Below are 26,333 nucleotides of genomic sequence, written 5' to 3'. Positions count from 1 at the left end.
GAGGACCGACGGGGAGCGAGATGGACGCACAGACGCATCCGGTCGTGCTGGTCGCGCGCGCGATGCTGCCCCACCGGGAGCGGTTCATCGCCGAGCTGACGGCCGAGACCGAGCAGGAGATCGCCGTCCTCGACCACGACGAGCGGCTCGGCGCGCTGCTGGAGGCGAGCATCGCCGAGAACATCGTGACCGCGATGCACGTGCTGATGAACGACATCGATCCGCACACCGTCGACGCCCCGTCGTCGGCGACGTCCTACGCCCGGCGGCTGGCCCAGCGCGACGTCCCGCTCTCGGCGCTGTTGCGGGCCTACCGGCTGGGGCAGGCGAAGTTCCTCGACACCGCCCTCTCCGAGGCCGTGCGGCTGAACCGGGCGGACACGTCCGAGACGATGATCGCGCTGGTCAACGTCGTCGCCGTCTACATCGACCGGGTCTGCGAACAGGTCGCGCGCGCCTACGAGGAGGAGCGCGAGCGCTGGGTGAGCAGCCGTGGTGTGCTCCGCCAGCACTGGATCACCCAGCTGCTGCACGATCCGTCGCCCGACATCCGGCAGGCCGAGACCGCGCTGGGCTACCGGCTGGGCCGCACCCACCTGGCGGTCGAGGGGTGGATCGACCGGGCGACCCCGCCGGACGACGTGATGGGCGTGTTCGACCGGCTCACCTCGGTGCTGCAGAAGGTCCTCGCAGCCCGTGGCCCGGCGCTGTCCGTCCCCACCGACGAGCGCGATGTGCGGATCTGGTTCCCGGTGGCCGCCGACCAGGATCTCGACGCCGGGCTCGTCGCCCGCGAGCTCGACGGTGCCCGGCTCCCGGTCCGGGTCGCCCTCGGCAGTCCCCGCCCGGGCCTCGACGGGTTCCGCCGGAGCCTGCGCAACGCTTCGCGCGCGAAGAAGCTCGCGGTGTCCGCGGGGGAGAACGCGCCGCGGGCGGTCGCGTTCGGTCAGATCGCGCCGGTCGCGCTGCTCGCCGACGAACCGCAGGAACTGGCCGACTTCGTCGCCGACACCCTGGGGGACCTCGCCCTGGACGACCGCCGGCAGGAGGGCCTGCGGGAGACGCTGCGGCTGTTCCTCGCCACCAACCGCAGCTATGTGGCCACCGCCGAGCAGCTGATGGTGCACCGCAACACCGTCCATTACCGGATTCAGCAGATCGTCGAGAAGTACCTCCCGGATCTGGACCGCGATCCCCTCGAGCTGCAGCTCGCGCTCACCATCTGCCGATGGTTCGGTGCCACGGTGCTGCGCCGCCCCGGCGGGGGAGGAGCGAGCCACCCCAACGGGCACTAGCTAGTCGGGGGAGTTGTGCCGCCGCCACGCGCAGCAGTTCACAACTCCGATCGGCGTAACTTCGCCGCCCAAACCGAACTCGTCAGTAACCTGCCTCACCCACCCTCGTTGGACCGTTGAGCGGTAGCCGACGGTCCTGAGGCAATCAGGTCGGCCCGCCGCACCGCATTCGGAGTGGAATCGGAGGCATCGGTGGCCGGCGTCGAGGTCAAGGTCGAGGGGCTGTCGAAGTCGTTCGGGCGGGCGAACATCTGGTCGGACGTGACGCTGACGTTGCCGCCGGGCGAGGTCAGCGTGCTGCTGGGCCCGTCGGGGACGGGCAAGTCGGTGTTCTTGAAGACCCTGATCGGGCTGCTCAAGCCGGAGAAGGGGTCGATCGTCATTCACGACACCGACCTGGTGCGCTGCAGCGAGTCGAAGCTGTATGAGATCCGCAAGCTGTTCGGGGTGCTGTTCCAGGACGGCGCGCTGTTCGGGTCGATGAACCTCTACGACAACATTGCGTTCCCGCTGCGCGAGCACACGCGCAAGTCCGAGGCGCAGATCCGCGACATCGTCGCGGAGAAGATGGAGATGGTCGGGCTCGCCGGCGACGAGAAGAAGCTGCCGGGGGAGATCTCGGGTGGGATGCGCAAGCGGGCCGGGCTGGCCCGGGCGCTGGTGCTGGACCCGGAGATCATCCTGTTCGACGAGCCGGACTCGGGTCTGGACCCGGTGCGCACGGCCTATCTCAACCAGTTGATCATCGATCTGAACGCGATGACGGACTCGACGTTCCTGATCGTCACCCACGACATCAACACGGCGCAGACGGTGCCGGACAACATCGGGATGCTCTACCGCAAGCACCTGGCGATGTTCGGGCCGCGCGAGGTGCTCCTCACGAGCGAGGAGCCGGTGGTGGCGCAGTTCCTCAACGGCCGCCGCCAAGGCCCGATCGGGATGTCCGAGGAGAAGGACACCGCGCAGGCGGCCCGGGAGATGGCCGAGGTGAGCGAGCTGTCCGGGCTGCCGCCGTTGAAGCCGCAGCTGGAGGCGGCGGCCGGGTTGCCCGAGCGCAAGGCGGTGCGGCGGCGCCGGGAGCGGGTGATGGCGATGATGCACACCCTGCCCCCGGCTGCGCAGCGCGCGATCCAGGAGTCCTACGCGGAGGAGCAGGCGTACGCCGGAGCCCGCGCCCGCGGCCCGATGGGGCCCGGCGGGTACGGCCCGGGTGGCCCCGGTGGCTACGGCCCCGGCGCTCCCGGCCCGGGTGGCTACGGCCCCGGTGGCCCCGGCCCGATGGGTCCTGGCGCCGGCCCAGGCCGTGGCCCGTCCGCTCCGCCCCCACCCGCTGGCCGCCACGGCCGTCCCTGACAGGAATCCACCGGTGACTGCTCCCGCACCGCTGACCCGCGCCCTGACCCCCGTCGGGCGTCTGATCGGGCTCGGCATCGACATCGTCCGGCAGACCTTCAAACCGCCGTTCCAGCTGCGCGAGTACATCGAGCAGACCTGGTTCGTCACCAAGGTCTCCGCCCTGCCCACCGCGCTGTTCACGATCCCGTTCGGCGCCACCATCGCACTGCTGCTCGCGGAGCTGACCCGCCAGTTCGGCGCGCAGAGCCAGACCGGCGCGGGCAGCGTGCTCGCGATCGTGCAGCAGGCCGCGCCGATCGTCACGGCGCTGCTGATCTCCGGCGCGGGCGGTAGCGCGGTCTGCGCCGACCTCGGCGCGCGCACCATCCGCGAGGAGATCTCCGCGATGGAGGTGCTCGGCATCTCCCCGGTCCAGCGCCTCGTGGTGCCCCGGGTGCTGGCCATGGCCACCACCGCGGTGGTGCTCAACGGGCTGGCCACGGTGGTCGGCGTCGGCGGTGGCTACTTCTTCAACGTGATCGTGCAGGGCGGCACGCCCGGCGCCTACATCGCGAGCTTCAGCGCCATCGCGCAGGTGTCGGACATCGTCGTGAGCGAACTGAAGGCGGTGCTGTTCGGCTTCACCGCCGGTGTGGTGGCCGCCTACCGCGGGCTCAACCCGCCGCCGGGTGCCAAGGGCGTCGGCGACGCGGTGAACCAGTCCGTCGTCATCTCGTTCGTGCTGGTCTTCATGATCAACCTGGTGCTGACCGCCTTGTACCTCGAGCTCGTGCCGCCGAAGGGGATCTGATCGATGGCGACGTTGAACTCCCGCGTCCGGCAGGCGATCCGGGGGCCGCTGGACCAGCTCGAGGAGCTCGGTGACCAGCTCTCGCTCTACGCGCGGGCCATCATCTGGATCCCGCGGACGCTGCGCCGCTACCGCAGTGAGATCGCCCGGCTGCTGGCCGAGGTCAGCTTCGGCTCCGGTGCGCTGATCGTCATCCTCGGTACGGCCGGGGTGATGGCCGCGCTGTCGCTGTTCGTCGGCAGCCTCGTCGGCCTGCAGGGCTTCCGGGCGCTCGACAGCCTCGGCGTCGAGGCGCTCACCGGCTTCATCACCGCGTACTTCAACACCCGCGACATCGCGCCGCTGGTCGCCGCCGCCGCGCTGACCGCCACCCTCGGGGCCGGGTTCACCGCCCAGCTGGGCGCCATGCGAATCTCCGAGGAGGTCGACGCGCTCGAGGTGATGGCGGTGCCCAGCGTGCCGTTCCTGGTCACCACCCGGGTGATCGCGGGCGTCATCGCGATCATCCCCATGTACACGATCGGCCTGCTCGCCAGCTGGGCCGCGTCCCGGATCAACGTCACGTTCATCAACGGGCTGCCGGGTGGCACCTACGACCACTATTTCGATCTGTTCCTGCCGGTCAGCGACGTCCTCTACTCGTACCTCAAGGTCATCGTCTTCGCGATCGTGATCATTCTGATCCACTGTCACTACGGCTACCGGGCCAAGGGCGGCCCGGCCGGGGTGGGGATCGCCGTGGGCCGTTCGGTCCGGTTGTCGATCGTGAGCACCGCGATCCTCGACTTCTTCCTGACCCTGGTCATCTTCGGCACGGCGACCTCCGTGCGGGTGGCGGGATGAGCGCCGCCCGCCGCCGGCTGCAGGGCGTGGCGTTCATCGTGGTGATCGCCCTGCTGATCGGGCTGTCCATCGCGAAGTACGCCGGTGCGTTCGCCTCCGGGATCCCGGTGACCCTGAAGGTCGACAAGGTCGGCAACCAGCTCGCCGAGCGCGCTGACGTGAAGGTCCGCGGACTGATCGTCGGGCAGGTGCAGAGCATCAGCACCGACGGGAGCGACGCCACCGTCCAGCTGTCGATGAACCCGGACATGATCGACCAGATCCCGCAGAACGTCGAGGCGCGGCTGCTGCCCAAGACGCTGTTCGGGGAGAAGTACGTGTCGCTGGTGGCGCCGGCGCAGCCCTCGACGGCGCGGCTGGCGGCCGGTGACGTCATCCCCGAGGACCGCAGCCAGTCCGCCCGCGAGGTCGAGCAGGTGCTCGACTCGCTGCTGCCGCTGCTGCAGGCCGTCCAGCCGCAGGAGCTGGCCACCACGCTCGGGGCGCTGTCGCAGGCGCTGTCCGGCCGCGGCACCGAACTGGGCCAGACGCTGGTGCAGCTGCAGAAGCTGCTCCAGCAGTTCAACCCCGCGCTGCCCGACGTGCAGGCCGACATCACCCAGCTGGCGGACTTCTCGAACAACCTCTCCGACGCCGCACCGGACCTGCTCAACGCGCTGGCGGACTTCACCACCACCAGCCGCACGATCGTCGAGCAGCGGGACCAGTTGCACTCGTTGCTGACCTCGGTCACCGGGGCCTCGGACGACCTGCACGCGTTCCTCGCCGCCAACCGGGAGAACCTGATCGGGCTGGCCGCGTCGAGCCGGCCGACGCTGGAGACCCTGGCCCGCTACGCGCCCGAGTTCCCGTGCCTGTTCAACCAGCTGACGGGCTTGATCCCGCGGGTCGACGCCGCCATGGGCAAGGGCACCAACCAGCCGGGCATCCACATCACGTTGGAGATCGTGAACAACAAGGGCAAGTACATCCCCGACCAGGACGAGCCGAAGTACCTCGACGACCGGGGCCCGCGCTGTTACCCGATCCTGCCGCTGGGGCCGCAGCAGCCCCCGGACGGGCCGTTCAAGGACGGCTCCAAGCCCCCGGCCCCCCCGGTGGGCACCCCGACCGGCGACCCGGCCTCCTTCGGTGCCATCCCGGCCAGCGCCGACATGGGCCTGCCGAACTCGCCGGGTGAGCAGCAGGTCGTCGCCGAGCTCATCGCCGCCCAGGACGGCGGCTCGCCGCAGGCCGTACCGAGCTGGAGCACGATGCTCGTCGGCCCGCTCTACCGCGGGACGGAGGTCACGCTGACATGAGACGGGTCCCCCTCGCGCCGCTGCTGAAGTTCCTGGTCTTCGCGGTGGTCGTCGCGCTGGCCACGACGGTGCTCGCGGCGACCATCGCCAACTCCCAGAGCGGGAGCCAGACCGGCTACAAGGCCGTGTTCACCGATGCCTCCGGCCTGCTGGTCGGTGACGACGTCCGGATCGCCGGCGTCGTCGTCGGTTCGGTCGACTCGGTGAAGATCGTCAACCGCCGGTTCGCCGAGGTCGACTTCAGCGTGGCCAGCGATCAGCGGCTGCCCGCGTCGGTCACCGCCGCGGTGCTCTACAAGAACCTGGTCGGGCAGCGGTTCCTCTCGCTGGGGCAGGGCACCGGTGACACCAGCGCCACGCTGCCCGCCGGGGGCACCATCCCGGTCGACCGGACGACCCCGCCGCTCAACCTCACGACCCTGTTCAACGGGTTCAAGCCGCTGTTCAGCGCGCTGGACCCGGACCAGGTCAACAAGCTGTCGACCGAGATCGTGCAGGTCCTGCAGGGTCAGGGCGGAACCGTGGACAGCCTGCTGGCCAGCACCGCGTCGCTGACCAACACCATCGCCGACCGCGACCAGGTCATCGGCGAGGTCATCAACAACCTCAACTCGGTGCTGGACACGGTGAACTCCCGTGACCAGCAGCTGTCGGACCTGGTCCTGTCGCTGCAGCAGCTGGTGTCCGGGCTGGCCCAGGACCGCAAGCCGATCGGTGACGCCATCACCTCGATCGGCACCCTCACCCAGGTCACCGGCAGCTTCGTCCAGGACGGGCGGCCCGCGCTCAAGGACGACATCGCCGCGCTCGGTGACCTGGCCGGCAACCTCGACACGGCCAAGCCGACGCTGGAGCAGTTCCTGCAGTTCACCCCGCAGAAGCTGAACCGGCTGAGCCGGGCCGCGAGCTACGGCAGCTGGTTCCAGTTCTACCTGTGCGGGGTGTCCGGTTCGGTCGGCTTCGGCGGGATCGTGCCCGACCAGGAGATCCCCGCCTACAACAGCTCGAGCCCGCGGTGCGGCCCGGACCCGGCCGGTGTGCAGGGGCAGCCCGCGCCCCTGGTGCCGAAGCTGCCCGCCCTGCCTCAACCGCTCCCGGGCCAGCCGGCCCCGGAGGGACCGAACCGACCGCTCGGGAGTGGCTGATGGCTCAGCCGGGTGCACGCCGACCGGTGCGGCTCGCGATCATCGGTCTGCTGGTGATCGCCGCCGTCGTGGTCGTCGCGTTCAACAGCACCGCGTTGTTCAGCGGTGGCACGGACTACAAGGCCGAGTTCAGCGAGGCGGCCGGTCTCCAGGACGGCGACATGGTGACCGTGGCCGGCGTCGAGGCCGGCCGGGTGACCGACGTCGCGCTGGCCGGTGACCGGGTCCTGGTCTCGTTCCGGGTCAACGACGCCTGGGTCGGCGACCGCACCAGCGCCTCCATCCAGATCCGGACGCTGCTCGGGGCGAAGTACCTCGCCCTGGACCCGCAGGGTGACGCCCAGCAGGACCCGAACACGCCGATCCCGCTGGCCCGCACCGCGTCGCCGTACGACGTGGTGGAGGCGTTCAACGGGCTGTCGAGCACCGTCGGCGCGCTGGACACCAAACAGCTCGCGGCCAGCCTCACCACGCTCTCGGACACCTTCCGCGGGACCGCCCCGGAGGTCCGCGGGGCCCTCGACGGGCTCTCCCGCCTGTCGACGACGATCGCCTCGCGCGACGACCAGCTCCGCACGCTGCTGGCCAACACCAAGAACGTCTCCACGGTGCTGGCCGACCGCAACGGCGAGTTCGAGAAGCTGCTCTCCGACGGCAACCTGCTGCTCGCCGAGGTGCAGAAGCGCCGCGACGCCATCACCGCGCTGCTCGACGGCACCCGCCAGCTCTCCGAGCAGCTGCAGGGCCTGGTCGCCGACAACCAGGCCCAGCTGCGACCCACGCTGGAGACCCTCGACCGGGTGTCCGCGGTGCTGCAGAGCAACCAGGACAACCTGGACAAGATCCTTCAGCGGGAGGCCGTGTTCGTGCGGCTGTTCACCAACACGCTCGGCAACGGCCGGTGGTTCGACAACTACGTCTGCGGCCTGGTGCCGCCGACCATCGGCCCGATCAACCCGGGAGGGTGCTGAGAATGGCCTTCACCGGAACGGATCGTCGCCGGTTGCAGATCGTCGCGCTCGTCGCGGTGGTCGCCGTGCTGGTCGCGAGCGGCGCCTGGATCGTGCTGCGCTCCCCGGGCCGCACCCTCACCGCGTACTTCACCTCCGCCTCGGGGCTGTTCCCGGACAACTCGGTGCGGGTGCTCGGGGTGCCGGTCGGGACGATCACCAAGGTGACCCCGGAGGGCACCCGGGTCCGGGTCGACATGGACATCACCGACCCGGACCTCAAGATCCCGGCCGACGTCAAGGCCGCGGTCGTCTCGCCGAGCCTGGTCACCGGCAACTACGTGCAACTCACCCCGACCTACAGCGGGGGACCGCAGATGGCCGACGGCGGCGAGATCCCGGTGGACCGCACCGCCGTCCCGCTCGGCGTGGACGACCTCGCCCGGACCGCGTCGGACCTGGCCAAGCAGCTCGGCCCGCAGGGCCTGAACTCCCAGGGCGCGCTGTCCGACGCACTGAACGTGGGCGCGCAGAACCTGGGCGGCAACGGACAGGCGCTCAACGACACGATCCGCAACCTCGGGGACCTGTCGGGCACGCTCGCCGGCTCGCGCCAGGACCTGTTCGGCACGATCACCGAACTGCAGAAGTTCACCTCCACGATCGCGGCGAACGACGGCCAGGTGCGTGAGTTCAACTCCCGCCTCGCCGACGTCTCCGGGCTGCTGGCCGGTGAGCGTCAGGACCTGGGCTCCGCACTGTCCGAGTTGTCCGTCGCCCTCGGCGACGTGGCCTCGTTCGTCCAGGACAACCGGGCCACGCTCAAGTCCAACGTGGACAAGCTGACCGGCATCACGCAGACGCTGGTCGACCAGCAGAAGGCGCTGGCCGAGGTCTTCGACATCGCGCCCGCGGCACTGTCCAACCTGGCCAACGCCTACAACGGCTCGTCCGGGACGCTCGACACCCGGGCGAACATCAACGAGCTGACGATGCCGCCGGTCGTGCTGATCTGCGAGATGATCCAGCGCGGCGCGCCGCAGGGCCTGCCGCCGGGGCTCGCCGACACCTGCAAGGGCCTCGAGCCGATCACCTCCGGCGCGGTCAAGCTGCCCAGCGCGGCTCAGGTCATCACCGCGCTGCAGTCCGGCTCGCCGCCCCCCGTCCCCGGGCTCGCGCTGCCCACCGAGCCCGCGCCGTCCGCGCCGGCTCCGGCCCCAGGAGGGAACCGATGATCGCCAGGTGGGCCCGCGGCATCCGGGTGGGCGCCGCGGTCACCGCGGTCGCCGTCGCCGCCAGCGGCTGCGGTGTGTTCTCCAGCGGGCTGCGCGGCATGAATCTGCCCGGTGGCGCCGACCTGGGCAGCAACCCGTACACGGTCACCGCCGAGTTCTCCGACGTCGTCGACCTGGTGCCGCAGTCGCTGGTCAAGGTCGACGACGTGCCGGTGGGATCGGTCTCGAACATCTCGGTCGACCCGCAGAACTGGAGCGCGCGGGTCACCATGCTGGTCAACCGCAGCGTCAAGCTGCCGGCCAACGCCGAGGCACGGGTGCGCACGACGAGCCTGCTGGGCGAGAAGTTCGTCGAGCTCGCCGACCCGACGGCCCCGACGCAGCCCCAGGGCAGCCTGGCCGACGGTGCGACCATCCCGCTGGCCCGCACCGGGCGGTCCGCGGAGGTCGAAGAGGTCCTCGGCGCCCTGTCGATGCTGCTCAACGGCGGCGGCGTGGCCCAGATCAAGACCATCTCCACGGAGCTGAACAACGCGCTGGCGGGCAACGAGCCGCAGATCCGTTCGCTGCTCGGTGAGGTGAACACGCTCGTCGTGGCGCTCGACGACCGCAAGGGTGAGATCACCCGCGCCCTGGACGGGATCAACCGGCTCAGCGCGACGCTGAACCAGAACCGCGGCCAGATCGCCACCGCGCTCGACGACCTCGGCCCGGGCCTGAAGGAGCTGGAGAACCAGCGCGGGCAGCTGGTCGACATGCTGCAGGCCCTCGACCGGCTGTCCGGGGTGGCCACCGACACCGTCAACCGCAGCCGCGACGACGTGCTCGCCGACCTCAACGCGCTGCGGCCGACGCTGCAGAAGCTGGCCCAGTCCGGCCAGGACCTGCCCAACTCGCTGCAGATCCTCGGCAGCTTCCCGTTCACCGACGCCGCCTACGACGCCTTCGCCGGTGACTACGCCAACCTCTACGTCCGCGCGGATCTGAACCTGAAGAACACGCTGGACAACATGGCGCGGTCCAACCAGCCGTTCCCGGGCCCGGACGGGCCGCTGGGGAACCTGCCTCCCACCGCGCAGCTGCTCGGTCCACTGCTCGGTGGCCAGGGCACGCCCCAGCCGAACTTCCCGTTGCTCGGCGGGGTGCCGGCCCTGCCCGGCAACGGTGGCTCGGGCCGGCCGGGCGCGGGCACACCCACCCCGACCCCGGCCCCGGCACCCCCGGGTGGCCTGCTCGGTTCGCTGCTGGGAGGCGGCTCGTGATCACGCGTACGGTCAAGTGGCAGCTGGCCGCGTTCCTGGCCATCACGCTGATCGGGGTCGGGTACACCGGCTTCCGCTACGCGGGCTTCGGCGCCGTGTTCGGCAGCACCACCTACCCGGTGACGATGCAGCTGGCCGACTCCGGCGGCATCTTCACCGGGGCCGACGTCACCTACCGCGGGGTGAGCGTGGGCCGGGTGGGCCCGCTGACGCTCACCCCGCAGGGCGTCGACGTCCAGCTGAACATCAACAGGAGCGCCCCCGCCATCCCCGCGAACACCGCGGCCGCTGTGCGTGACCTGTCCGCGATCGGTGAGCAGTACGTCGACCTGCAGCCGGCCGCCGACGGAGGCCCCGAGCTCCAGGCGGGTTCGGTCATCCCGGTCGCCCGCACGAGCATCCCGACGCCGGTCGAGGACCTGGTGGTCAACCTGGACGACTTCGTCCGCTCGGTGCCGCTGGACTCGTTGCGCACCGTCGTCGACCAGCTGGGGGCGGCGTTCGCGAACACCGCCCAGCCGTTGCAGAAGCTGCTGGACACCACGAACGCCTTCACCACCGACGCCGTGCAGGCGCTGCCGCAGACCCTGACCCTGATCCACGACGGGCGCACGGTGCTGACCACGCAGAACGACGTGTCCGGGTCGTTCAAGAGCTTCAGCCGCGATCTCGCGCTGCTGGCCGCCCAGCTCAAGACCTCCGACCCCGACATCCGCCGGCTGCTGGTCACCGGCCCGCAGGCCGCCGACCAGATCAGTGGTCTGCTGCGCGACAGCGGCAGCGGGCTCGGTCAGGTGGTCGCGAACCTGCTCACCGTGTCCCGGGTCGCCGAGCCCCGCCAGGCCGGCCTGCGCCAGCTCCTGGTCACCTATCCGGGGCTCTCGTCGTCCGCGTACAGCGCGGTGCCCGGAGACGGCACCGCCCACCTCGGACTGGTGATCAACCTGTTCGACCCGCCTGTGTGCGCACAGGGTTACCAGGGCACCCAACGGCGTCCCGGCTCCGAGGTCTCCGACGTGCCGGCGAACGCGAACGCCTACTGCGCGGAGCCCCCCGGGAGCCCGACCGACGTACGCGGGGCGCAGAATGTGCCGCGGGCGGCGACCCCGAAGCCGCCCGCGGGGGCCCCGGTCGGACCGACCGGACCCACCCCCGCCGGAACCGCGCCCGACAGCCCCAGCTCTGCTCCCCCCCTGAGCTCCCCGGCGCAGATCCTGCTCGGCTGAGCCCGTTGTCCCCGACGGCTGGAGTGGCATGACAGTTCTCGATCCCCCGCGATCCGATGAGACCGAGGCCCGGCCGCGGTGGCGCCGATTCCGGCGCCCCTCGGCGGTCCGGTTGCTCACGGTGCTGGTCGCCCTCGCGGGTGTCGTCGCGATCGTCCTCGGGACGCTGTGGGTGCTCGCGTCGAACGACGACTCGCTGAAGCTCGCCGCAGCCCGTGACCAGGTCCTCGTCGAGGCCCAGCAGGCCGCGATCACGCTGAACACCCTCGACTACAAGAACGTGGACCCCGGCCTCGACCGGTGGGAGCAGGTCTCCACCGGGTCGGTGCTCGACGAGTTCCGGACGAACCGGGCGCAGTACGCCAAGTTCGTCACCGACTCCAAACGGACCACCCAGGCCACGGTGTCCGACGCGGCCGTCAGCGAGATCGACGCCCGCGCCGGGGTCGCCCGGGTCCTCGTCGGGGTGGACGTGAACGTGCAGCCCGAGGGGCAGAGCCCGGTCCTGACCCGGCAGCGGCTGCAACTCGAGATGACCCGGACCGACCAGGGCTGGAAGGTCAGCAAGCTGGCTCCGGTCCCCACGCCCGGCTCCAGCGGCTGAGCACGCCGTCCGGGCGGCACGACCGACATCAGGAGGTCACCGCAATGCCCCCACGTCGCCGCGGACCCGTCGTCCGCCGACCCCGGGTGGCCGGGCGTGTGCCCGCCACCCGCTCCACCGAGCCGGCCGAGAGCACCGGCCCCGAGGCCACCGGTGCGGTAGCGCTGGAGCAGGCCCCACCGGCACCCTCCCGCCGACCGCGCCCCGCGGCCGAGCCCGAGCCGGAGACGCAGAGCCTCGATACGACGGCGATCGACGGCCACGGCGCCGAGGACGGCGGCTACACCCCGTCCCGCGCGGCCGGCGAGGGAGACCCGGAGGACGGGAAGAAGCCGGGCCGCTTCGCGCGCCTGCGGACCCGGCCGGTCGTCCTGCTGTCCGCGGCGCTGGCCGTGCTGATCGGGCTGAGCGTGTTCTTCGGGATCGAGAACGAGCGGCTGCGCGGGGCCCCCTCCGCGCAGAACGCCGCGCTCGTCGACGTCGGCACGACGTCGCAGGTGATCGACCAGATCAGCGATGCGCTGAAGAAGGTCTACTCCTACGACTTCACCCGGCTCGACGAGAACGAGAAGGCCGCCCGCGCGGTGATCACCCCGGCGTTCTCCGACCAGTTCGACAAGCTCTTCGCGCAGGTCCGCCAGCTCGCCCCGCAGCAGCAGGCCGTCGTCACGGCGACGATCAGCAACGCCGCGGTGCGAGAGCTCGACGGCGACCACGCCGTGCTGGTCGTGTTCATGGACCAGCAGGCCACCCGGGCCGCCGACAACCAGCAGCTCGCGGCCGCGGGCCGGCTGACCGTCACCGCCCAGCGCGTCGACGGCCAGTGGAAGATCGCCGACGTGCAGAGCCGCTGACCTGGGGACCCGTTCGGTCCGTGCGCTCACGGGTCGGCGGGGGCCGGGTTTGGCCGCCGCCGACCGGCGCGCGTAGCATGGTCGACAGTTCCACCGAAGACCGCAGGTCTGCGCCCCGATGAGCACGTCGTCACGGGGTGTACGAAGGTCCCGCTCGAGCGGGCGGCCCGCGCAGGAGGACGAGGTCAACCGGGCGCGCTCGCGCCCGCCACGCCCCGTGCGCCCTGCGCCGGGGCGTCCGTCTTTTCCCGGGGTCGGAAGCGGTGGCACACGCACCGACACCCGAGAGGAGGCAAGGGATGGTTAGACCCGACAAGGTCGAAGCGGTCGACGAGATCGCCGACCGCTTCCGGGGCTCGACCGCCTCGGTGGTCACCGAGTACCGCGGCCTCACCACGGCGCAGCTGACCGCGCTGCGCCGGTCGCTCGGCTCCACCGCCACGTACCGTGTTGCCAAGAACACCCTGGTCAAGCGGGCGGCCGACAACGCCGGCGTGGACGGCCTGGACCCGATGCTCACCGGCCCGACGGCGATCGCCTTCGTCCAGGGCGAGCCGGTCGAGGCGGCCAAGGCCCTGCGTGACTTCGCCAAGGACAACAAGGGCCTGGTCATCAAGGGTGGCTTCATGGACGGTCGCGTGCTGACCGTCGCCGAGGTCAACCAGCTGGCCGACCTGGAGTCCCGCGAGGTCCTGCTGGCCAAGCTGGCCGGCGCGATGAAGGCCAACCTGAGCAAGGCCGCCGCCCTGTTCGCGGCGCCCGCGTCGCAGGTGGCCCGCCTCGCCCAGGCCCTGGCCGAGAAGCGCGAGGCCGAGGGCGGCGCGGCTGCGCCGGCCGAGACCGCCGACGAGGCGCCCGCGGCCGAGGCGGCCACGGACGCCCCCACGGACAGCGACAGCTGACCCGGAGCGGTACCCAGCACCACCTGATGCGGCCCGGAGATCCGGACCCGTCACCACCCGTGAGTTTTGAGTAGAGAGAGGCCAATCATGGCGAAGCTGTCGACCGACGAGCTGCTCGACGCGTTCAAGGACCTGACGCTGATCGAGCTGTCGGAGTTCGTGAAGAAGTTCGAGGAGACCTTCGACGTCACCGCGGCCGCCCCGGTCGCCGTCGCGGCCGCCCCGGCCGCCGGTGGCGCCGCTCCCGAGGCCGCCGAGGAGAAGGACGAGTTCAACGTCGTCCTCGACTCCGCCGGCGACAAGAAGATCCAGGTCATCAAGGTGGTCCGTGAGCTCGTCTCCGGGCTGGGCCTCAAGGAGGCCAAGGACCTGGTCGAGTCGGCCCCGAAGCCGATCCTGGAGGGCGTGGCCAAGGACGCCGCCGACGCCGCCAAGGCGAAGCTCGAGGAGGCCGGCGCCAAGGTCAGCCTGAGCTGAACCGGCGCCCGTCACGGGCATCGAACACACGAAAGGGCGGCACCCGATCCGGGTGCCGCCCTTCGTCGTCAGCGCTGTAGCGGCCGATGCTCAGGCCTGGTTGCGGGCCCGCAGTTCGCGGCGCAGCAGCTTGCCGGTCACCGTCTTGGGGATCTCGTCGAGGAACTCGACCCGGCGCGGGTACTTGTAGGCCGCCATCCGTTGCTTGCAGAACTCGATGAGCTCGGCCTCCTCGGCGGTCTTGCCCGGCCGCAGGCTCACGTAGGCCTTGACGGTCTCGCCGCGGTACTCGTCGGGCACCCCGACCACGGCCGCCTCGCGGACGGCGTCGTGCTCGTAGAGCACGTCCTCGACCTCCCGTGGCCACACCTTGTAGCCGCCCGCGTTGATCTGGTCCTTCTTGCGGTCGACGATGTAGAACCAGCCCTGGGCGTCCATGTACCCGACGTCGCCGGTGTGCAGCGCGCCGCCGGGAATGGCGTTGCCGGTCTCCTCGGGCTTGTTCCAGTACCCCTTGACGATCTGCGGGCCGGTGGTGACGATCTCGCCGATCTCGCCCGGGGGCAGGTCCTCACCGTCGTCGCCGACGATGCGGCAGACGGTGTTGTAGATCGGCACGCCCACCGACAACGCGCCCGACGCGTCGTCCACCGGGGCCTCGGCGTCGCGCGGCACGCCGTGCGACGGCGACGTGGTCTCGGTCAGCCCGTAGATGTTGTGGATGTACTGACCGAAGGCCGAGGAGAACGCCTTCACGGTGCTCGGCGGGATCGGCGCTCCACCCGACCAGATCTTGGTCAGGCTCGCCAGCGCGTCCTTGTCGGCGTTGGGCGCGTTCATCAGCGCGATGAACACGGTGATCGAGCCGACGGTGAAGGTGGTCTTGTTGTCCCGGATCGTCTCGATCGCCACCGACGGCTCGAACCGGTAGAACAGCACCAGCGGCGCCCCGAGCAGCAGTGAGATCGTCACGTGCGCGATCAGCCCGGTGATGTGGAAGAGCGGGGCGACCCCGAGGACCACGTCGTCGGCACCGAGACTGCACCACTGCCGGTAGGCGGTGGAGTTGAACACCACGTTCCCGTGGGTGTTCATCGCCCCCTTGGGCGGCCCGGTCGTGCCCGAGGTGTAGGTGAGGAACGCGGTGTCGTCGGCGGTGAACGAGACCGCGGGGGGCTGCTGCCCACGGAACCGCTCGATGAGCCCCGCCATGTCGACCGTGTCGTCGAAGGCGATCCGCTGCACGCCCGCGAAGATCCGTTCGTCGTTGCGGGTCTGGTACTCCAGCTCCGACGTGGTCAGCACGGTCTGCACCGCGGTTCTGCCCACGACGTTCGCCGCGACCTCGCGGTAGAGGCCCTCCAGGCACACCAACACCCGGGCGCCCGAGTCGTTGAGCAGCAGCTCCAGCTCCCGCTCCCGGTTCATCGGGTTGATCGACACGGCGACGCCGCCGGCCTTCCAGGTGCCGACCAGCCCGATCAGGAACTGCGGGACGTTCTGCAGGTACAGCGCCACCCGGTCGCCGGCGCTGAACCCGGTGTCGAGCAGCCCGGACGCGAAGGCGTCGGTCAGCTCGTCGAGCTCGCGCAGGGTGATCCGGCCGTCGAAGTAGCGGATGATGTCGCCGTCGGGGTCGCGGGCCACCGACGCGCGGAACATCTCCAGCGCGTCGCCGAACTCCGGCGTGATCTCGGCGGGCTGGCCCTCGTCGTAGATGGCCAGCCAGGGCTTCTCGTCGTACACACTCATCGGAGTGCCTCTCAGCGGATGGCGATGGGGTTCACCGGGGCGCCGGTGCCCTTGACGACCTTCAGCGGCGCGGCGGCGTAGAGGAAGCTCCAGCGCCCGTCGGCGGCGCACGCGTCGGCCAGGTCGTCGAGCCAGGCGATCTCGGTGAGGGTGACGCCCAGGTTGCGCATCAGCGCGCAGTGCAGCGGCAGCGCGATCCCGCTGTCGGGCTCGTAGGTGACCTCGTTGGCGATCGTGTCGGTGACCAGGTTGGGGATCTCCATCCGCTGGAACCACTCGACGAGCTCGCGGGAGTAGGTCAGACCGGGCTCGTTGAAGCCCTCGTAGAAGCTCTCCTTGCTGTCGATCTGGTACCAGTACTTCATCCAGCCGGTGCGGATCAGCAGGATGTCGTGCGGCTCGATGGTCACGCCCTGGGCCTTGGCCGCGGCCTCCAGGTCGTCGTGGTCGAACGTCTCGCCCTTGTCGAGCCACTGCTTGCCGCGGTGGCGCGCCATGTCGATGAGCACCCCGCGCCCGACGACGCCCTTCTCCGCGATCGGCAGCACCGAGGCCTTGTCCATCGCCTCGACCGTGGTGCGGGCGTCGTAGCCGTTCCACAGCTTGCCGTCGTACCAGACGTGGCCCAGCGCGTCGTACTGCGTGGAACCCTGCAGGAAGATCAGCGCGGTGTCGTCGGCGTAGTGCAGCCCACCGGGGAACTGCGGGGCGCCCTCGCCGTCCCAGGTCGACTCGTCCATCACGTTCTGCCGCTGGATGCCCTCGCGGCCGGGCCACAGCGGGTCGCCGGGGCCGTCGGTGCGGCCCATCTGGATCTGCAGCGTGAACACCTCGCCGGAGCGGATGTGCTGCACACCACGCAGCACCTCCCCGGCGTCGAGGTAGTTGAGGCAGCCCAGTTCGTCGTCCGGACCCCACTTGCCCCAGTTGCTCGGGGCGTCAGCGCCCAGGAACTCTCCCATCGCGGGGGCGTCAGACATCGTCGTCTCTCCTGTCGTTGCCGTCGGTCGTGCAGTGCCGCGGGGTGATCGTTGTGTCGGCGATCACGCTGTGTCAAGGCGCGTCGACACGACGTCCCGGATGCTGGATGCCGGCCTCCGGACGAGGTAGCCGGCGGCTCCGTAGCGCGACCGCGACGGCGACATCGCGGAGGGTGACAGGCCGGGTACGCTGGTCGTCCGTCGACGGACGGGTCGGGGATGGGGTGGCGGCGAGCCGCCCGGCGAGCGGTCGTATGCTCACGACTGCGGGTCGACAGGTGCGGTGAACGGGCGTCCGGTGACACTGCGAGACGCCTCCCGGGCCGGTCGTCCTCCGAAAGGGACCACTTACCGATGCGTAGAGTCTTGACTCGGTGCGCCTGTCAGGTCACTCTTAGATCTCGATGGTTGCCTTGGTGACCCGTCTCGACAGCGGCTGCATTTGCAGCTAGACTGCCTCTTTGCGCTGCCTCCGCCCAGGTTCCGTGTGCGCCGTGTCGGGAACTCCCAACCGGGAGACATCCGGCTCGTGTCGCGGGTCCTGGTTGGTGGCCGCGCTCTGACAACAGACGGCGCGCACCTGCCCCTGCAACCTGACGATCGCCCCGCCCGGACCTCCCGCCCGGGTGAGTTGACCAGACGGTAGCGCGTGGGGACCGGTGCACGCCAGACGAGAGCGTAGTTCTCGGAAGGACGCATCTTGGCTGTCTCCCGCGCCACCGCGACCACCCCGACCCCCGGGACCGGCGTCTCGGCCAACCCGAACTTCCCGGGCGCACCGACCCGGGTCTCCTTCGCGAAGATCCGCGAGCCGCTCGAGGTGCCCGATCTGCTCGACCTGCAGATCCAGTCCTTCGAGTGGCTGGTCGGCAACGAGGCGTGGTTCCAGCGGCGGATCGACGCCGGCGAGGAGAACCCGCTCGGCGGTCTCGAGGAGGTCCTCACGGAGATCTCCCCGATCGAAGACTTCTCCGGTTCCATGTCGCTGTCCTTCTCGGACCCGCGCTTCGACGAGGTCAAGGCCTCGGTCGAGGAGTGCCGGGACAAGGACATGACCTACGGCGCCCCGCTGTTCGTCACCGCGGAGTTCACCAACAACACCACCGGCGAGATCAAGAGCCAGACGGTGTTCATGGGTGACTTCCCGGTGATGACCGACAAGGGCACCTTCATCATCAACGGCACCGAGCGCGTCGTCGTGTCGCAGCTGGTGCGCTCCCCGGGCGTCTACTTCGATCACAGCATCGACAAGACGACCGAGAAGGACGTCTACTCCGTCAAGGTCATCCCGAGCCGGGGTGCCTGGCTGGAGTTCGACGTCGACAAGCGCGACACCGTCGGTGTCCGCATCGACCGCAAGCGTCGTCAGCCGGTCACCGTGCTGCTCAAGGCGCTGGGCTGGACGGCCGAGCAGATCCAGGCCCGCTTCGGGTTCTCCGAGACGATCCTCGCCACCCTGGAGAAGGACCACACGGCCGGCCAGGACGAGGCGCTGCTCGACATCTACCGCAAGCTGCGTCCGGGTGAGCCTCCGACGCGGGAGAGCGCGCAGACCCTGCTGGAGAACCTGTTCTTCAAGGACAAGCGCTACGACCTCGCCAAGGTCGGCCGCTACAAGGTCAACAAGAAGCTCGGCCTGCACGTCCCGATGGAGATCGGCACGCTGACCGAGGAAGACATCGCCACGACCATCGAGTACCTCGTCCGGCTGCACGCCGGTGAGACCTCGATGACCGTCGGCGAGGGCGACGCGGCGGTCGAGATCCCGGTCGAGACCGACGACATCGACCACTTCGGCAACCGGCGCCTGCGCACGGTCGGTGAGCTGATCCAGAACCAGGTCCGGGTCGGCCTGTCCCGCATGGAGCGCGTCGTCCGCGAGCGGATGACGACCCAGGACGTCGAGGCCATCACGCCGCAGACTCTGATCAACATCCGGCCGGTCGTGGCCGCGATCAAGGAGTTCTTCGGCACCTCGCAGCTGTCGCAGTTCATGGACCAGCACAACCCGCTGGCCGGCCTGACGCACAAGCGGCGTCTGTCCGCGCTGGGCCCGGGTGGTCTGTCCCGTGAGCGGGCCGGCTTCGAGGTGCGCGACGTGCACCCCAGCCACTACGGCCGGATGTGCCCGATCGAGACCCCTGAGGGCCCGAACATCGGCCTGATCGGGTCGCTGTCGACGTTCGCGCAGGTCAACCCGTTCGGTTTCATCCAGACCCCGTACCGCAAGGTCGTCGAGGGCCGGGTCACCGAGCGGATCGACTACCTGACCGCCGACGAGGAGGACCGCTTCGTCATCGCGCAGGCCAACGCGCCGCTGACGGAGGACGGGCACTTCCAGGAGGACCGCGTCCTGGTCCGCCGCAAGGGCGGTGAGGTCGACTTCATCCCGCCGTCGGGCGTCGAGTACATCGACGTGTCGCCGCGGCAGATGGTGTCGGTCGCGACCGCGCTCATCCCGTTCCTCGAGCACGACGACGCCAACCGCGCCCTGATGGGCGCGAACATGCAGCGTCAGGCCGTGCCGCTGCTGCGTAGCGAGGCGCCGCTGGTCGGCACCGGTATGGAGCTGCGTGCCGCGGTCGACGCCGGTGACGTGCTCGTGGCCGAGAAGCCCGGTGTGGTCGAGGAGCTGTGCGCCGACTACATCACCGTGATGGCCGACGAGGGCACCCGGCAGACCTACCGGCTGAACAAGTTCCGCCGGTCGAACCAGGGCACCTGCAACAACCAGAAGCCCATCGTCGACGAGGGGCAGCGGGTCGAGGCCGGCCAGGTGCTCGCCGACGGGCCGTGCACCGAGAACGGCGAGATGGCGCTGGGCAAGAACCTGCTCGTCGCGATCATGCCGTGGGAGGGCCACAACTACGAGGACGCGATCATCCTCAGCCAGCGGCTGGTCCAGGACGACGTCCTCACCTCGATCCACATCGAGGAGCACGAGATCGACGCCCGGGACACCAAGCTGGGCGCGGAGGAGATCACCCGGGACATCCCGAACGTCTCCGAGGAGGTCCTCGCCGACCTCGACGAGCGCGGCATCATCCGGATCGGCGCCGAGGTCCAGCCCGGCGACATCCTGGTCGGCAAGGTCACGCCCAAGGGCGAGACCGAGCTGACCCCGGAGGAGCGGCTGCTCCGCGCGATCTTCGGTGAGAAGGCGCGCGAGGTCCGCGACACCTCGCTGAAGGTGCCACACGGTGAGAACGGCAAGGTCATCGGCATCCGGGTGTTCAGCCGGGACGACGAGGACGAGCTGGCGCCGGGTGTCAACGAGCTGGTCCGGGTCTACGTGGCCCAGAAGCGCAAGATCTCCGATGGTGACAAGCTCGCCGGCCGCCACGGCAACAAGGGCGTCATCGGCAAGATCCTGCCCGTCGAGGACATGCCGTTCCTGCCGGACGGCACCCCGGTCGACATCATCCTGAACACCCACGGTGTTCCGCGACGGATGAACATCGGCCAGGTGCTGGAGACCCACCTCGGGTGGATCGCCAAGTCCGGCTGGGAGATCGAGGGCAAGCCCGAATGGGCCTCGAAGATGCCCGAGGAGCTCTACTCCGTGCCGGCCGGCACGAACACCGCGACGCCGGTGTTCGACGGCGCCAAGGAGAACGAGATCACCGGTCTGCTCTCCTCGACGCTGCCCAACCGCGACGGTGAGCGCATGGTCGGCCCCGACGGCAAGGCCCAGCTGCTCGACGGGCGTTCCGGGGAGCCGTACCCGTTCCCGGTGGCCGTCGGCTACATGTACATCCTGAAGCTGGCGCACCTGGTGGACGACAAGATCCACGCGCGTTCCACCGGCCCCTACTCGATGATCACCCAGCAGCCGCTCGGAGGTAAGGCCCAGTTCGGTGGCCAGCGCTTCGGTGAGATGGAGTGCTGGGCCATGCAGGCCTACGGCGCGGCCTACACCCTCCAGGAGTTGCTCACCATCAAGTCGGACGACGTGGTGGGCCGGGTCAAGGTCTACGAGGCCATCGTCAAGGGGGAGAACATCCCCGAGCCGGGCATCCCGGAGTCGTTCAAGGTGCTGCTGAAGGAGCTTCAGTCGCTGTGCCTGAACGTCGAGGTGCTGTCCAGTGACGGTGCGGCCATCGAGATGCGCGACACCGACGACGAGGACCTCGAGCGTGCCGCGGCGAACCTGGGCATCAACCTGTCCAGCCGCCCCGGTTCCGACTCGATCACCGTCGACGACGTCGTCAACTGACCCAGCCCCGAGGCCACTAGTCGACCAACGAAGGAACTGAGGACACACGTGCTCGACGTCAACTTCTTCGACGAGCTGCGCATCGGCCTGGCCACCGCCGAGGACATCCGCCAGTGGTCCCACGGCGAGGTGAAGAAGCCCGAGACCATCAACTACCGGACGCTGAAGCCGGAGAAGGACGGTCTCTTCTGCGAGAAGATCTTCGGTCCCACCCGGGACTGGGAGTGCTACTGCGGCAAGTACAAGCGCGTCCGCTTCAAGGGCATCATCTGTGAGCGCTGCGGCGTCGAGGTGACCCGTGCCAAGGTCCGCCGCGAGCGGATGGGGCACATCGAGCTGGCCGCCCCGGTCACGCACATCTGGTACTTCAAGGGTGTGCCGAGCCGGCTGGGCTACCTGCTCGATCTGGCGCCGAAGGATCTCGAGAAGATCATCTACTTCGCCGCCTACGTCATCACCAGCGTCAACAAGGAGCTGCGCCAGCAGGACCTGCCCACGCTCGAGAACGAGATGAGCGTGGAGCGCAAGCGGGTCGAGCAGCGCCGCGACACCGACGTGGAGGCCCGGGCCCAGAAGCTCGAGGCCGACCTCGCCGAGCTGGAGGCGGAGGGCGCCAAGAGCGACGTCCGCCGCAAGGTCAAGGAGGGTGGCGAGCGTGAGATGCGCCAGCTCCGTGACCGTGCCCAGCGCGAGCTGGACCGGCTCGACGAGATCTGGACGACCTTCGTCAAGCTCGACGTCCAGCAGCTGATCGCCGACGAGGGCCTGTACCGGGAGCTCTACGACCGGTACGGCGACTACTTCACCGGTGCCATGGGCGCCGAGGCGATCCAGACCCTGCTGCAGAACTTCGACATCGACGCCGAGGCCGAGAACCTGCGGGAGACCATCCGCAGCGGCAAGGGCCAGAAGAAGCTGCGCGCGCTCAAGCGGCTGAAGGTGGTGGCTGCGTTCCAGTCCACCGGCAACAGCCCGATGGGCATGGTGCTGGACTGCGTCCCGGTGATCCCGCCGGACCTGCGCCCGATGGTGCAGCTCGACGGTGGCCGGTTCGCCACGTCGGACCTGAACGACTTGTACCGCCGCGTGATCAACCGGAACAACCGGCTCAAGCGGCTGATCGACCTCGGCGCGCCCGAGATCATCGTGAACAACGAGAAGCGGATGCTGCAGGAGGCCGTCGACGCGCTGTTCGACAACGGCCGCCGCGGCCGGCCGGTGACGGGTCCGGGCAACCGGCCGCTCAAGTCGCTGTCCGACCTGCTCAAGGGCAAGCAGGGCCGGTTCCGCCAGAACCTGCTCGGCAAGCGCGTCGACTACTCGGGCCGTTCGGTCATCGTCGTCGGCCCGCAGCTGAAGCTGCACCAGTGCGGTCTGCCCAAGCAGATGGCGCTGGAGCTGTTCAAGCCGTTCGTGATGAAGCGGCTGGTCGACCTCAACCACGCGCAGAACATCAAGTCCGCGAAGCGCATGGTCGAGCGTGGCCGCTCGCAGGTGTGGGACGTGCTCGAGGAGGTCATCTCCGAGCACCCCGTGTTGCTCAACCGCGCGCCGACGCTGCACCGCCTCGGTATCCAGGCCTTCGAGCCGCAGCTGGTGGAGGGCAAGGCCATCCAGCTGCACCCGCTGGTCTGCGAGGCGTTCAACGCCGACTTCGACGGTGACCAGATGGCGGTGCACCTGCCGCTGTCGGCCGAGGCCCAGGCCGAGGCCCGGGTCCTGATGCTCTCGAGCAACAACATCCTGTCGCCGGCGTCGGGCCGTCCGCTCGCCATGCCGCGGCTGGACATGGTGACCGGCCTGTTCCACCTCACCCGGGAGCGCCCCGGCGCCACCGGCGAGGGTCAGGCGTTCGCCTCCCCGGCCGAGGCGATCATGGCCTTCGACCGCAAGGTGCTGCACCTGCAGGCGCCGATCAAGATCCGGCTCAACGGTGTCGTGCCGACGGCCGGGGAGACCGCCGAGGAGGACGGCGTCTGGCGGGCGGAGACGACGCTCGGCCGGGTGCTGTTCAACGAGCTGCTGCCGGCGGACTACCCGTTCGTCAACGAGCCGCTGCCCAAGAAGCGGCAGGCCGCGATCATCAACGACCTGGCCGAGCGGTACTCGATGACCGAGGTCGCGCAGGTGCTCGACCGCCTGAAGGACGCCGGGTTCTACTGGGCCACCCGGTCCGGCGTCACGCTGGCGATCGACGACGTCGTGGTCCCGCCGAACAAGCAGGAGATCCTCGACGGCTACGAGGCCAAGGCCGACCAGGTCAACAAGCGCTACCAGCGGGGCGCCCTGTCCCACCAGGAGCGCAACGACGAGATGGTCAAGATCTGGACCCAGGCCTCCGAAGAGGTCGCCCGGGCCATGGAGGAGAACTTCCCCGAGGACAACCCGATCCCGACGATCGTGAAGTCGGGCGCGGCGGGCAACATGACCCAGGTCCGGCAGCTGGCCGGTATGCGTGGTCTGGTGGCCAACCCGAAGGGTGAGTACATCCCCCGTCCGATCAAGGCCAACTTCCGTGAGGGCCTGTCGGTGCTGGAGTACTTCATCTCCACGCACGGCACCCGTAAGGGTCTGGCGGACACCGCGCTGCGGACCGCCGACTCGGGGTACCTGACCCGTCGTCTGGTCGACGTCTCCCAGGACGTCATCGTCCGCGAGGTCGACTGCGGCACCGAGCGCAGCATCGTCATGCCGGTGACGGAGGAGACCAGCGACGGCCGGCTCATCCCGCACCGCTACATCCGGACCAGCGTGTACGCCCGCAGCTCCGCTGAGGACGTGTACGGCCCGGACGGTGAGATCGTGGTGCGCCGCGGCGACGACCTGGGCGACCCGGCGCTCGACGCGCTGGTCGCGGCGGGCGTCCGGCAGATCAAGGTGCGCAGCGCCCTGACCTGCGCGTCGGCCACCGGGATCTGCGGCATGTGCTACGGCCGCTCGATGGCCACCGGCAAGCTGGTGGACGTCGGCGAGGCGGTCGGCATCGTCGCGGCGCAGTCGATCGGTGAGCCGGGCACGCAGCTGACGATGCGTACCTTCCACACCGGTGGTGTGGCCGGGGACGACATCACGACCGGTCTGCCCCGTGTCCAGGAGCTGTTCGAGGCCCGCGTGCCGCGCGGCAAGGCGCCCATCGCCGACGTCGACGGCCGGATCCGGATCGAGGACGGCGACCGCTTCTGGAAGATCACCCTCATCCCGGACGACGGGGGCGAGGAGATCGTCTACGAGAAGCTGTCGAAGCGGCAGTGGCTGGCGATGACCACGGTCGACGGCCAGGAGCGTCCGCTCGCCGACGGCGACCACGTGCACGTGGGCCAGCTGCTCCTCGAGGGCACGGCCGACCCGCACGAGGTGCTGCGCGTCATGGGCCCACGTGAGGTGCAGTTGCACCTCGTGCGTGAGGTGCAGAAGGTGTACCGCACGCAGAGCGTGGACATCCACGACAAGCACATCGAGGTCATCGTCCGGCAGATGCTGCGCCGGGTGACGATCATCGACTCGGGCTCGACCGAGTTCCTGCCGGGTGCCCTGGCGGAGCGCGCCGAGTTCGAGTCGGAGAACCGGCGCGTGGTGGCCGAGGGTGGCGAGCCCGCCTCGGGCCGCCCGGTGCTGATGGGAATCACGAAGGCCTCGCTGGCGACGGAGTCGTGGCTGTCCGCGGCGTCGTTCCAGGAGACCACCCGGATCCTCACCGATGCCGCGATCAACGGAAAGCGCGACAAGCTCGTCGGGCTGAAGGAGAACGTGATCATCGGCAAGCTGATCCCGGCCGGTACGGGCATCAGCCGGTACCGCAACATCCAGGTGCAGCCCACCGAGGAGGCACGGGCCGCGGCCTATGCCCTGCCGAGCTACGACGACGGCTACTACAGCCCCGACGTGTTCGGTACGGGTACCGGTGCCGCGGTGCCGCTGGACGACTACGACTTCGGGCGCGACTACCGCTGAGGTAGTGCCTGAGGTTCGGCCCTGAACGGGGCCGGGGACCGCTCTCCCGCGGCGGTCCCCGGCCCCGTTCGTCGTCTCCGGGCACGGTGTGACGAGGATGCGACCCCGCCGAGCGCGGCGGGGCGGGCCCGGAAGCCGGTCAGCGAGCCGGGAGCGGCTCGACCTCGTAATCGGCCGGGTCGAAACGGCTTGTGCGGCGGCGGTACTCGCGCATCATGCCCGGCCAGTTGTTCGTGATCCGGCCCGACGCCGTCCGGTACCAGCTCTCGCAGCTGGTCCAGACGCTGCCGGCGAGCCGGCGCTGCATCTCGGTGTCGAACTCCGACGCGGCCTCGGGACGCACCGTGAGGCTGCGTGCGCCGGCCGCGAGCTGCCGCAGCGCCTCCCGGACGTAGTGGATCTGCGACTCCAGCATGTGCACCACCGACCCGGAGCCCACGTTGGTGTTGGGACCGTAGAGCAGGAACAGGTTCGGGAACCCGGGCACCGTGATGCCCAGGTAGGCGCGGGCGCCGTCGCGCCACTGCTCGCTGAGCTCCCGGCCGTCCGGGCCGAACACCTTCATCGGGGCGAGGAAATCGTTGGCGGCGAAGCCGGTGCCCAGAATGATCACGTCGGCCGGGTGCTCCGCGCCGTCGGCGGTGCGGATCCCGCCCGCGGTGACCTCGGTGATGGGGTCGGCGACCACGTCGACGTGCGACCGGGCCAGGGTCCGCAGGTACTCCGACGAGATCAGCAGCCGCTTGCAGCCGATCGGGTAGTCCGGGCGCAGTTTCTCGCGGAGCGCGGCGTCGGGCACCTGGCGGCGCAGCAGGCCCTCGAAGGCGTACCGGAACGGCGTGGCGGCGGTCTGGAAGGTGGTCAGCCCCAGCGCGCCGAGCTCGAAGAACGCCGCCCAGCCGACGCGTGACGCGGTGCGCCACGCCGGCACCCGGCGGAACAACGCCTGGTGCCAGGCGCGGTACCGACGGTCCGGCTTGGGGATCAGGTACGGCGCCGAACGCTGGAACACCGTGATCCCGGCGACCCGGTCGGCGATGGCGGGCACGAATTGCACCGCGCTGGCTCCGGTGCCGATCACGGCGACCCGCTTGCCGGTCAGGTCGACGTCGTGGTCCCAGCGAGCGGAGTGGAAGACCGGCCCGCTGAAGCCGGAGAGCCCGGGCACGGCAGGGTGGGCCGGTCTTCCAC

Annotated in this window: 19 protein-coding genes; 16 read left to right on the top strand and 3 right to left on the bottom strand. The window is 69.9% G+C overall.

Annotation, left to right across the window (positions count from 1 at the left end):
* The first annotated feature begins 20 nt into the window (after positions 1-20).
* The 14 genes from HF526_RS28185 (at position 21) to rplL (ending at position 14,243) form a co-directional block, all read left to right on the top strand.
* On the top strand, positions 21-1,295 hold the full coding sequence (locus tag HF526_RS28185) for a PucR family transcriptional regulator (protein WP_169384613.1): 1,275 nt from the start codon (positions 21-23) through the stop codon (positions 1,293-1,295).
* 192 nt (positions 1,296-1,487) lie between these two features.
* Entirely contained in the window at positions 1,488-2,651 is a 1,164-nt protein-coding gene (locus HF526_RS28180) for an ABC transporter ATP-binding protein (protein ID WP_338051811.1), read from the top strand.
* A gap of 13 nt (positions 2,652-2,664) precedes the next feature.
* The gene (locus tag HF526_RS28175; protein ID WP_169384612.1) at positions 2,665-3,444 is read left to right on the top strand and encodes an ABC transporter permease; all 780 of its coding nucleotides are present in this window, start codon (positions 2,665-2,667) and stop codon (positions 3,442-3,444) included.
* Between the two features lie 3 nt (positions 3,445-3,447).
* Positions 3,448-4,287 (top strand): MlaE family ABC transporter permease, encoded by an 840-nt coding sequence (locus HF526_RS28170; RefSeq protein WP_169384611.1) that lies wholly within the window; start codon positions 3,448-3,450, stop codon positions 4,285-4,287.
* Positions 4,284-5,588 (top strand): MCE family protein, encoded by a 1,305-nt coding sequence (locus HF526_RS28165; protein WP_169384610.1) that lies wholly within the window; start codon positions 4,284-4,286, stop codon positions 5,586-5,588. Before HF526_RS28170 ends, HF526_RS28165 begins: the two co-directional genes overlap by 4 nt.
* Positions 5,585-6,733, top strand: coding sequence for an MCE family protein (locus HF526_RS28160; RefSeq protein WP_169384609.1), 1,149 nt, complete (start codon positions 5,585-5,587; stop codon positions 6,731-6,733). The genes HF526_RS28165 and HF526_RS28160 overlap by 4 nt, the downstream gene beginning before the upstream one ends.
* Positions 6,733-7,704, top strand: coding sequence for an MCE family protein (locus HF526_RS28155; RefSeq protein ID WP_169384608.1), 972 nt, complete (start codon positions 6,733-6,735; stop codon positions 7,702-7,704). The genes HF526_RS28160 and HF526_RS28155 overlap by 1 nt, the downstream gene beginning before the upstream one ends.
* A 2-nt stretch (positions 7,705-7,706) precedes the next feature.
* Positions 7,707-8,918 (top strand): MCE family protein, encoded by a 1,212-nt coding sequence (locus HF526_RS28150; protein ID WP_169384607.1) that lies wholly within the window; start codon positions 7,707-7,709, stop codon positions 8,916-8,918.
* Complete coding sequence (locus HF526_RS28145) at positions 8,915-10,180, top strand: MCE family protein (protein ID WP_169384606.1); 1,266 nt, start codon at positions 8,915-8,917, stop codon at positions 10,178-10,180. Before HF526_RS28150 ends, HF526_RS28145 begins: the two co-directional genes overlap by 4 nt.
* Positions 10,177-11,406, top strand: a complete 1,230-nt coding sequence (locus HF526_RS28140; RefSeq protein WP_169384605.1) for an MCE family protein — start codon at positions 10,177-10,179, stop codon at positions 11,404-11,406. The genes HF526_RS28145 and HF526_RS28140 overlap by 4 nt, the downstream gene beginning before the upstream one ends.
* A 28-nt stretch (positions 11,407-11,434) precedes the next feature.
* Positions 11,435-12,010 (top strand): hypothetical protein, encoded by a 576-nt coding sequence (locus HF526_RS28135; RefSeq protein ID WP_169384604.1) that lies wholly within the window; start codon positions 11,435-11,437, stop codon positions 12,008-12,010.
* 98 nt (positions 12,011-12,108) lie between these two features.
* The gene (locus tag HF526_RS28130) at positions 12,109-12,864 is read left to right on the top strand and encodes a DUF4440 domain-containing protein (protein WP_169384603.1); all 756 of its coding nucleotides are present in this window, start codon (positions 12,109-12,111) and stop codon (positions 12,862-12,864) included.
* A gap of 299 nt (positions 12,865-13,163) precedes the next feature.
* The gene (rplJ, locus tag HF526_RS28125; RefSeq protein WP_169384602.1) at positions 13,164-13,766 is read left to right on the top strand and encodes a 50S ribosomal protein L10; all 603 of its coding nucleotides are present in this window, start codon (positions 13,164-13,166) and stop codon (positions 13,764-13,766) included.
* 87 nt (positions 13,767-13,853) lie between these two features.
* A complete protein-coding gene (gene rplL, locus HF526_RS28120) occupies positions 13,854-14,243 on the top strand; it encodes a 50S ribosomal protein L7/L12 (protein WP_169384601.1) in 390 nt (129 codons plus the stop codon).
* Between the two features lie 90 nt (positions 14,244-14,333).
* Here rplL and HF526_RS28115 read toward each other — a convergent pair whose 3' ends face one another.
* Both HF526_RS28115 and HF526_RS28110 read right to left on the bottom strand, forming a co-directional pair.
* On the bottom strand, positions 14,334-15,995 hold the full coding sequence (locus tag HF526_RS28115; RefSeq protein WP_169384600.1) for a class I adenylate-forming enzyme family protein: 1,662 nt from the start codon (positions 15,993-15,995) through the stop codon (positions 14,334-14,336).
* 11 nt (positions 15,996-16,006) lie between these two features.
* Entirely contained in the window at positions 16,007-16,975 is a 969-nt protein-coding gene (locus HF526_RS28110) for a cyclase family protein (protein ID WP_169384599.1), read from the bottom strand.
* A 700-nt stretch (positions 16,976-17,675) separates the two neighbouring features.
* Here HF526_RS28110 and rpoB point away from each other — a divergent pair.
* Positions 17,676-21,191, top strand: a complete 3,516-nt coding sequence (rpoB, locus tag HF526_RS28105) for a DNA-directed RNA polymerase subunit beta (RefSeq protein ID WP_169384598.1) — start codon at positions 17,676-17,678, stop codon at positions 21,189-21,191.
* 48 nt (positions 21,192-21,239) lie between these two features.
* On the top strand, positions 21,240-25,142 hold the full coding sequence (locus HF526_RS28100; RefSeq protein ID WP_169384597.1) for a DNA-directed RNA polymerase subunit beta': 3,903 nt from the start codon (positions 21,240-21,242) through the stop codon (positions 25,140-25,142).
* A gap of 139 nt (positions 25,143-25,281) precedes the next feature.
* Here the strand turns inward: HF526_RS28100 and HF526_RS28095 are convergent.
* Positions 25,282-26,333: flavin-containing monooxygenase (locus HF526_RS28095; protein ID WP_211177908.1), on the bottom strand; the 1,052-nt coding region annotated here is incomplete at its 5' end.

Origin of the sequence: Pseudonocardia acidicola, from assembly GCF_012911935.1 — a bacterium.
In the GTDB taxonomy this organism is placed as follows: Bacteria; Actinomycetota; Actinomycetes; order Mycobacteriales; family Pseudonocardiaceae; genus Pseudonocardia; species Pseudonocardia acidicola.
Note: the sequence above shows the minus strand (reverse complement) of the source record. Positions and strands in the feature narration are given on the sequence as shown.

Excerpts from the sequence above, each read along its gene's own strand:
- rplL (WP_169384601.1), top strand. The coding sequence starts at position 13,854 with ATGGCGAAGCTGTCGACCGACGAGCTGCTCGACGCGTTCAAGGACCTG.
- HF526_RS28110 (WP_169384599.1), bottom strand. The coding sequence starts at position 16,975 with ATGTCTGACGCCCCCGCGATGGGAGAGTTCCTGGGCGCTGACGCCCCG.
- HF526_RS28145 (WP_169384606.1), top strand. The coding sequence starts at position 8,915 with ATGATCGCCAGGTGGGCCCGCGGCATCCGGGTGGGCGCCGCGGTCACC.
- HF526_RS28155 (WP_169384608.1), top strand. The coding sequence starts at position 6,733 with ATGGCTCAGCCGGGTGCACGCCGACCGGTGCGGCTCGCGATCATCGGT.
- rplJ (WP_169384602.1), top strand. The coding sequence starts at position 13,164 with ATGGTTAGACCCGACAAGGTCGAAGCGGTCGACGAGATCGCCGACCGC.
- HF526_RS28135 (WP_169384604.1), top strand. The coding sequence starts at position 11,435 with ATGACAGTTCTCGATCCCCCGCGATCCGATGAGACCGAGGCCCGGCCG.
- HF526_RS28150 (WP_169384607.1), top strand. The coding sequence starts at position 7,707 with ATGGCCTTCACCGGAACGGATCGTCGCCGGTTGCAGATCGTCGCGCTC.
- HF526_RS28115 (WP_169384600.1), bottom strand. The coding sequence starts at position 15,995 with ATGAGTGTGTACGACGAGAAGCCCTGGCTGGCCATCTACGACGAGGGC.
- HF526_RS28185 (WP_169384613.1), top strand. The coding sequence starts at position 21 with ATGGACGCACAGACGCATCCGGTCGTGCTGGTCGCGCGCGCGATGCTG.
- HF526_RS28170 (WP_169384611.1), top strand. The coding sequence starts at position 3,448 with ATGGCGACGTTGAACTCCCGCGTCCGGCAGGCGATCCGGGGGCCGCTG.
- HF526_RS28160 (WP_169384609.1), top strand. The coding sequence starts at position 5,585 with ATGAGACGGGTCCCCCTCGCGCCGCTGCTGAAGTTCCTGGTCTTCGCG.
- HF526_RS28165 (WP_169384610.1), top strand. The coding sequence starts at position 4,284 with ATGAGCGCCGCCCGCCGCCGGCTGCAGGGCGTGGCGTTCATCGTGGTG.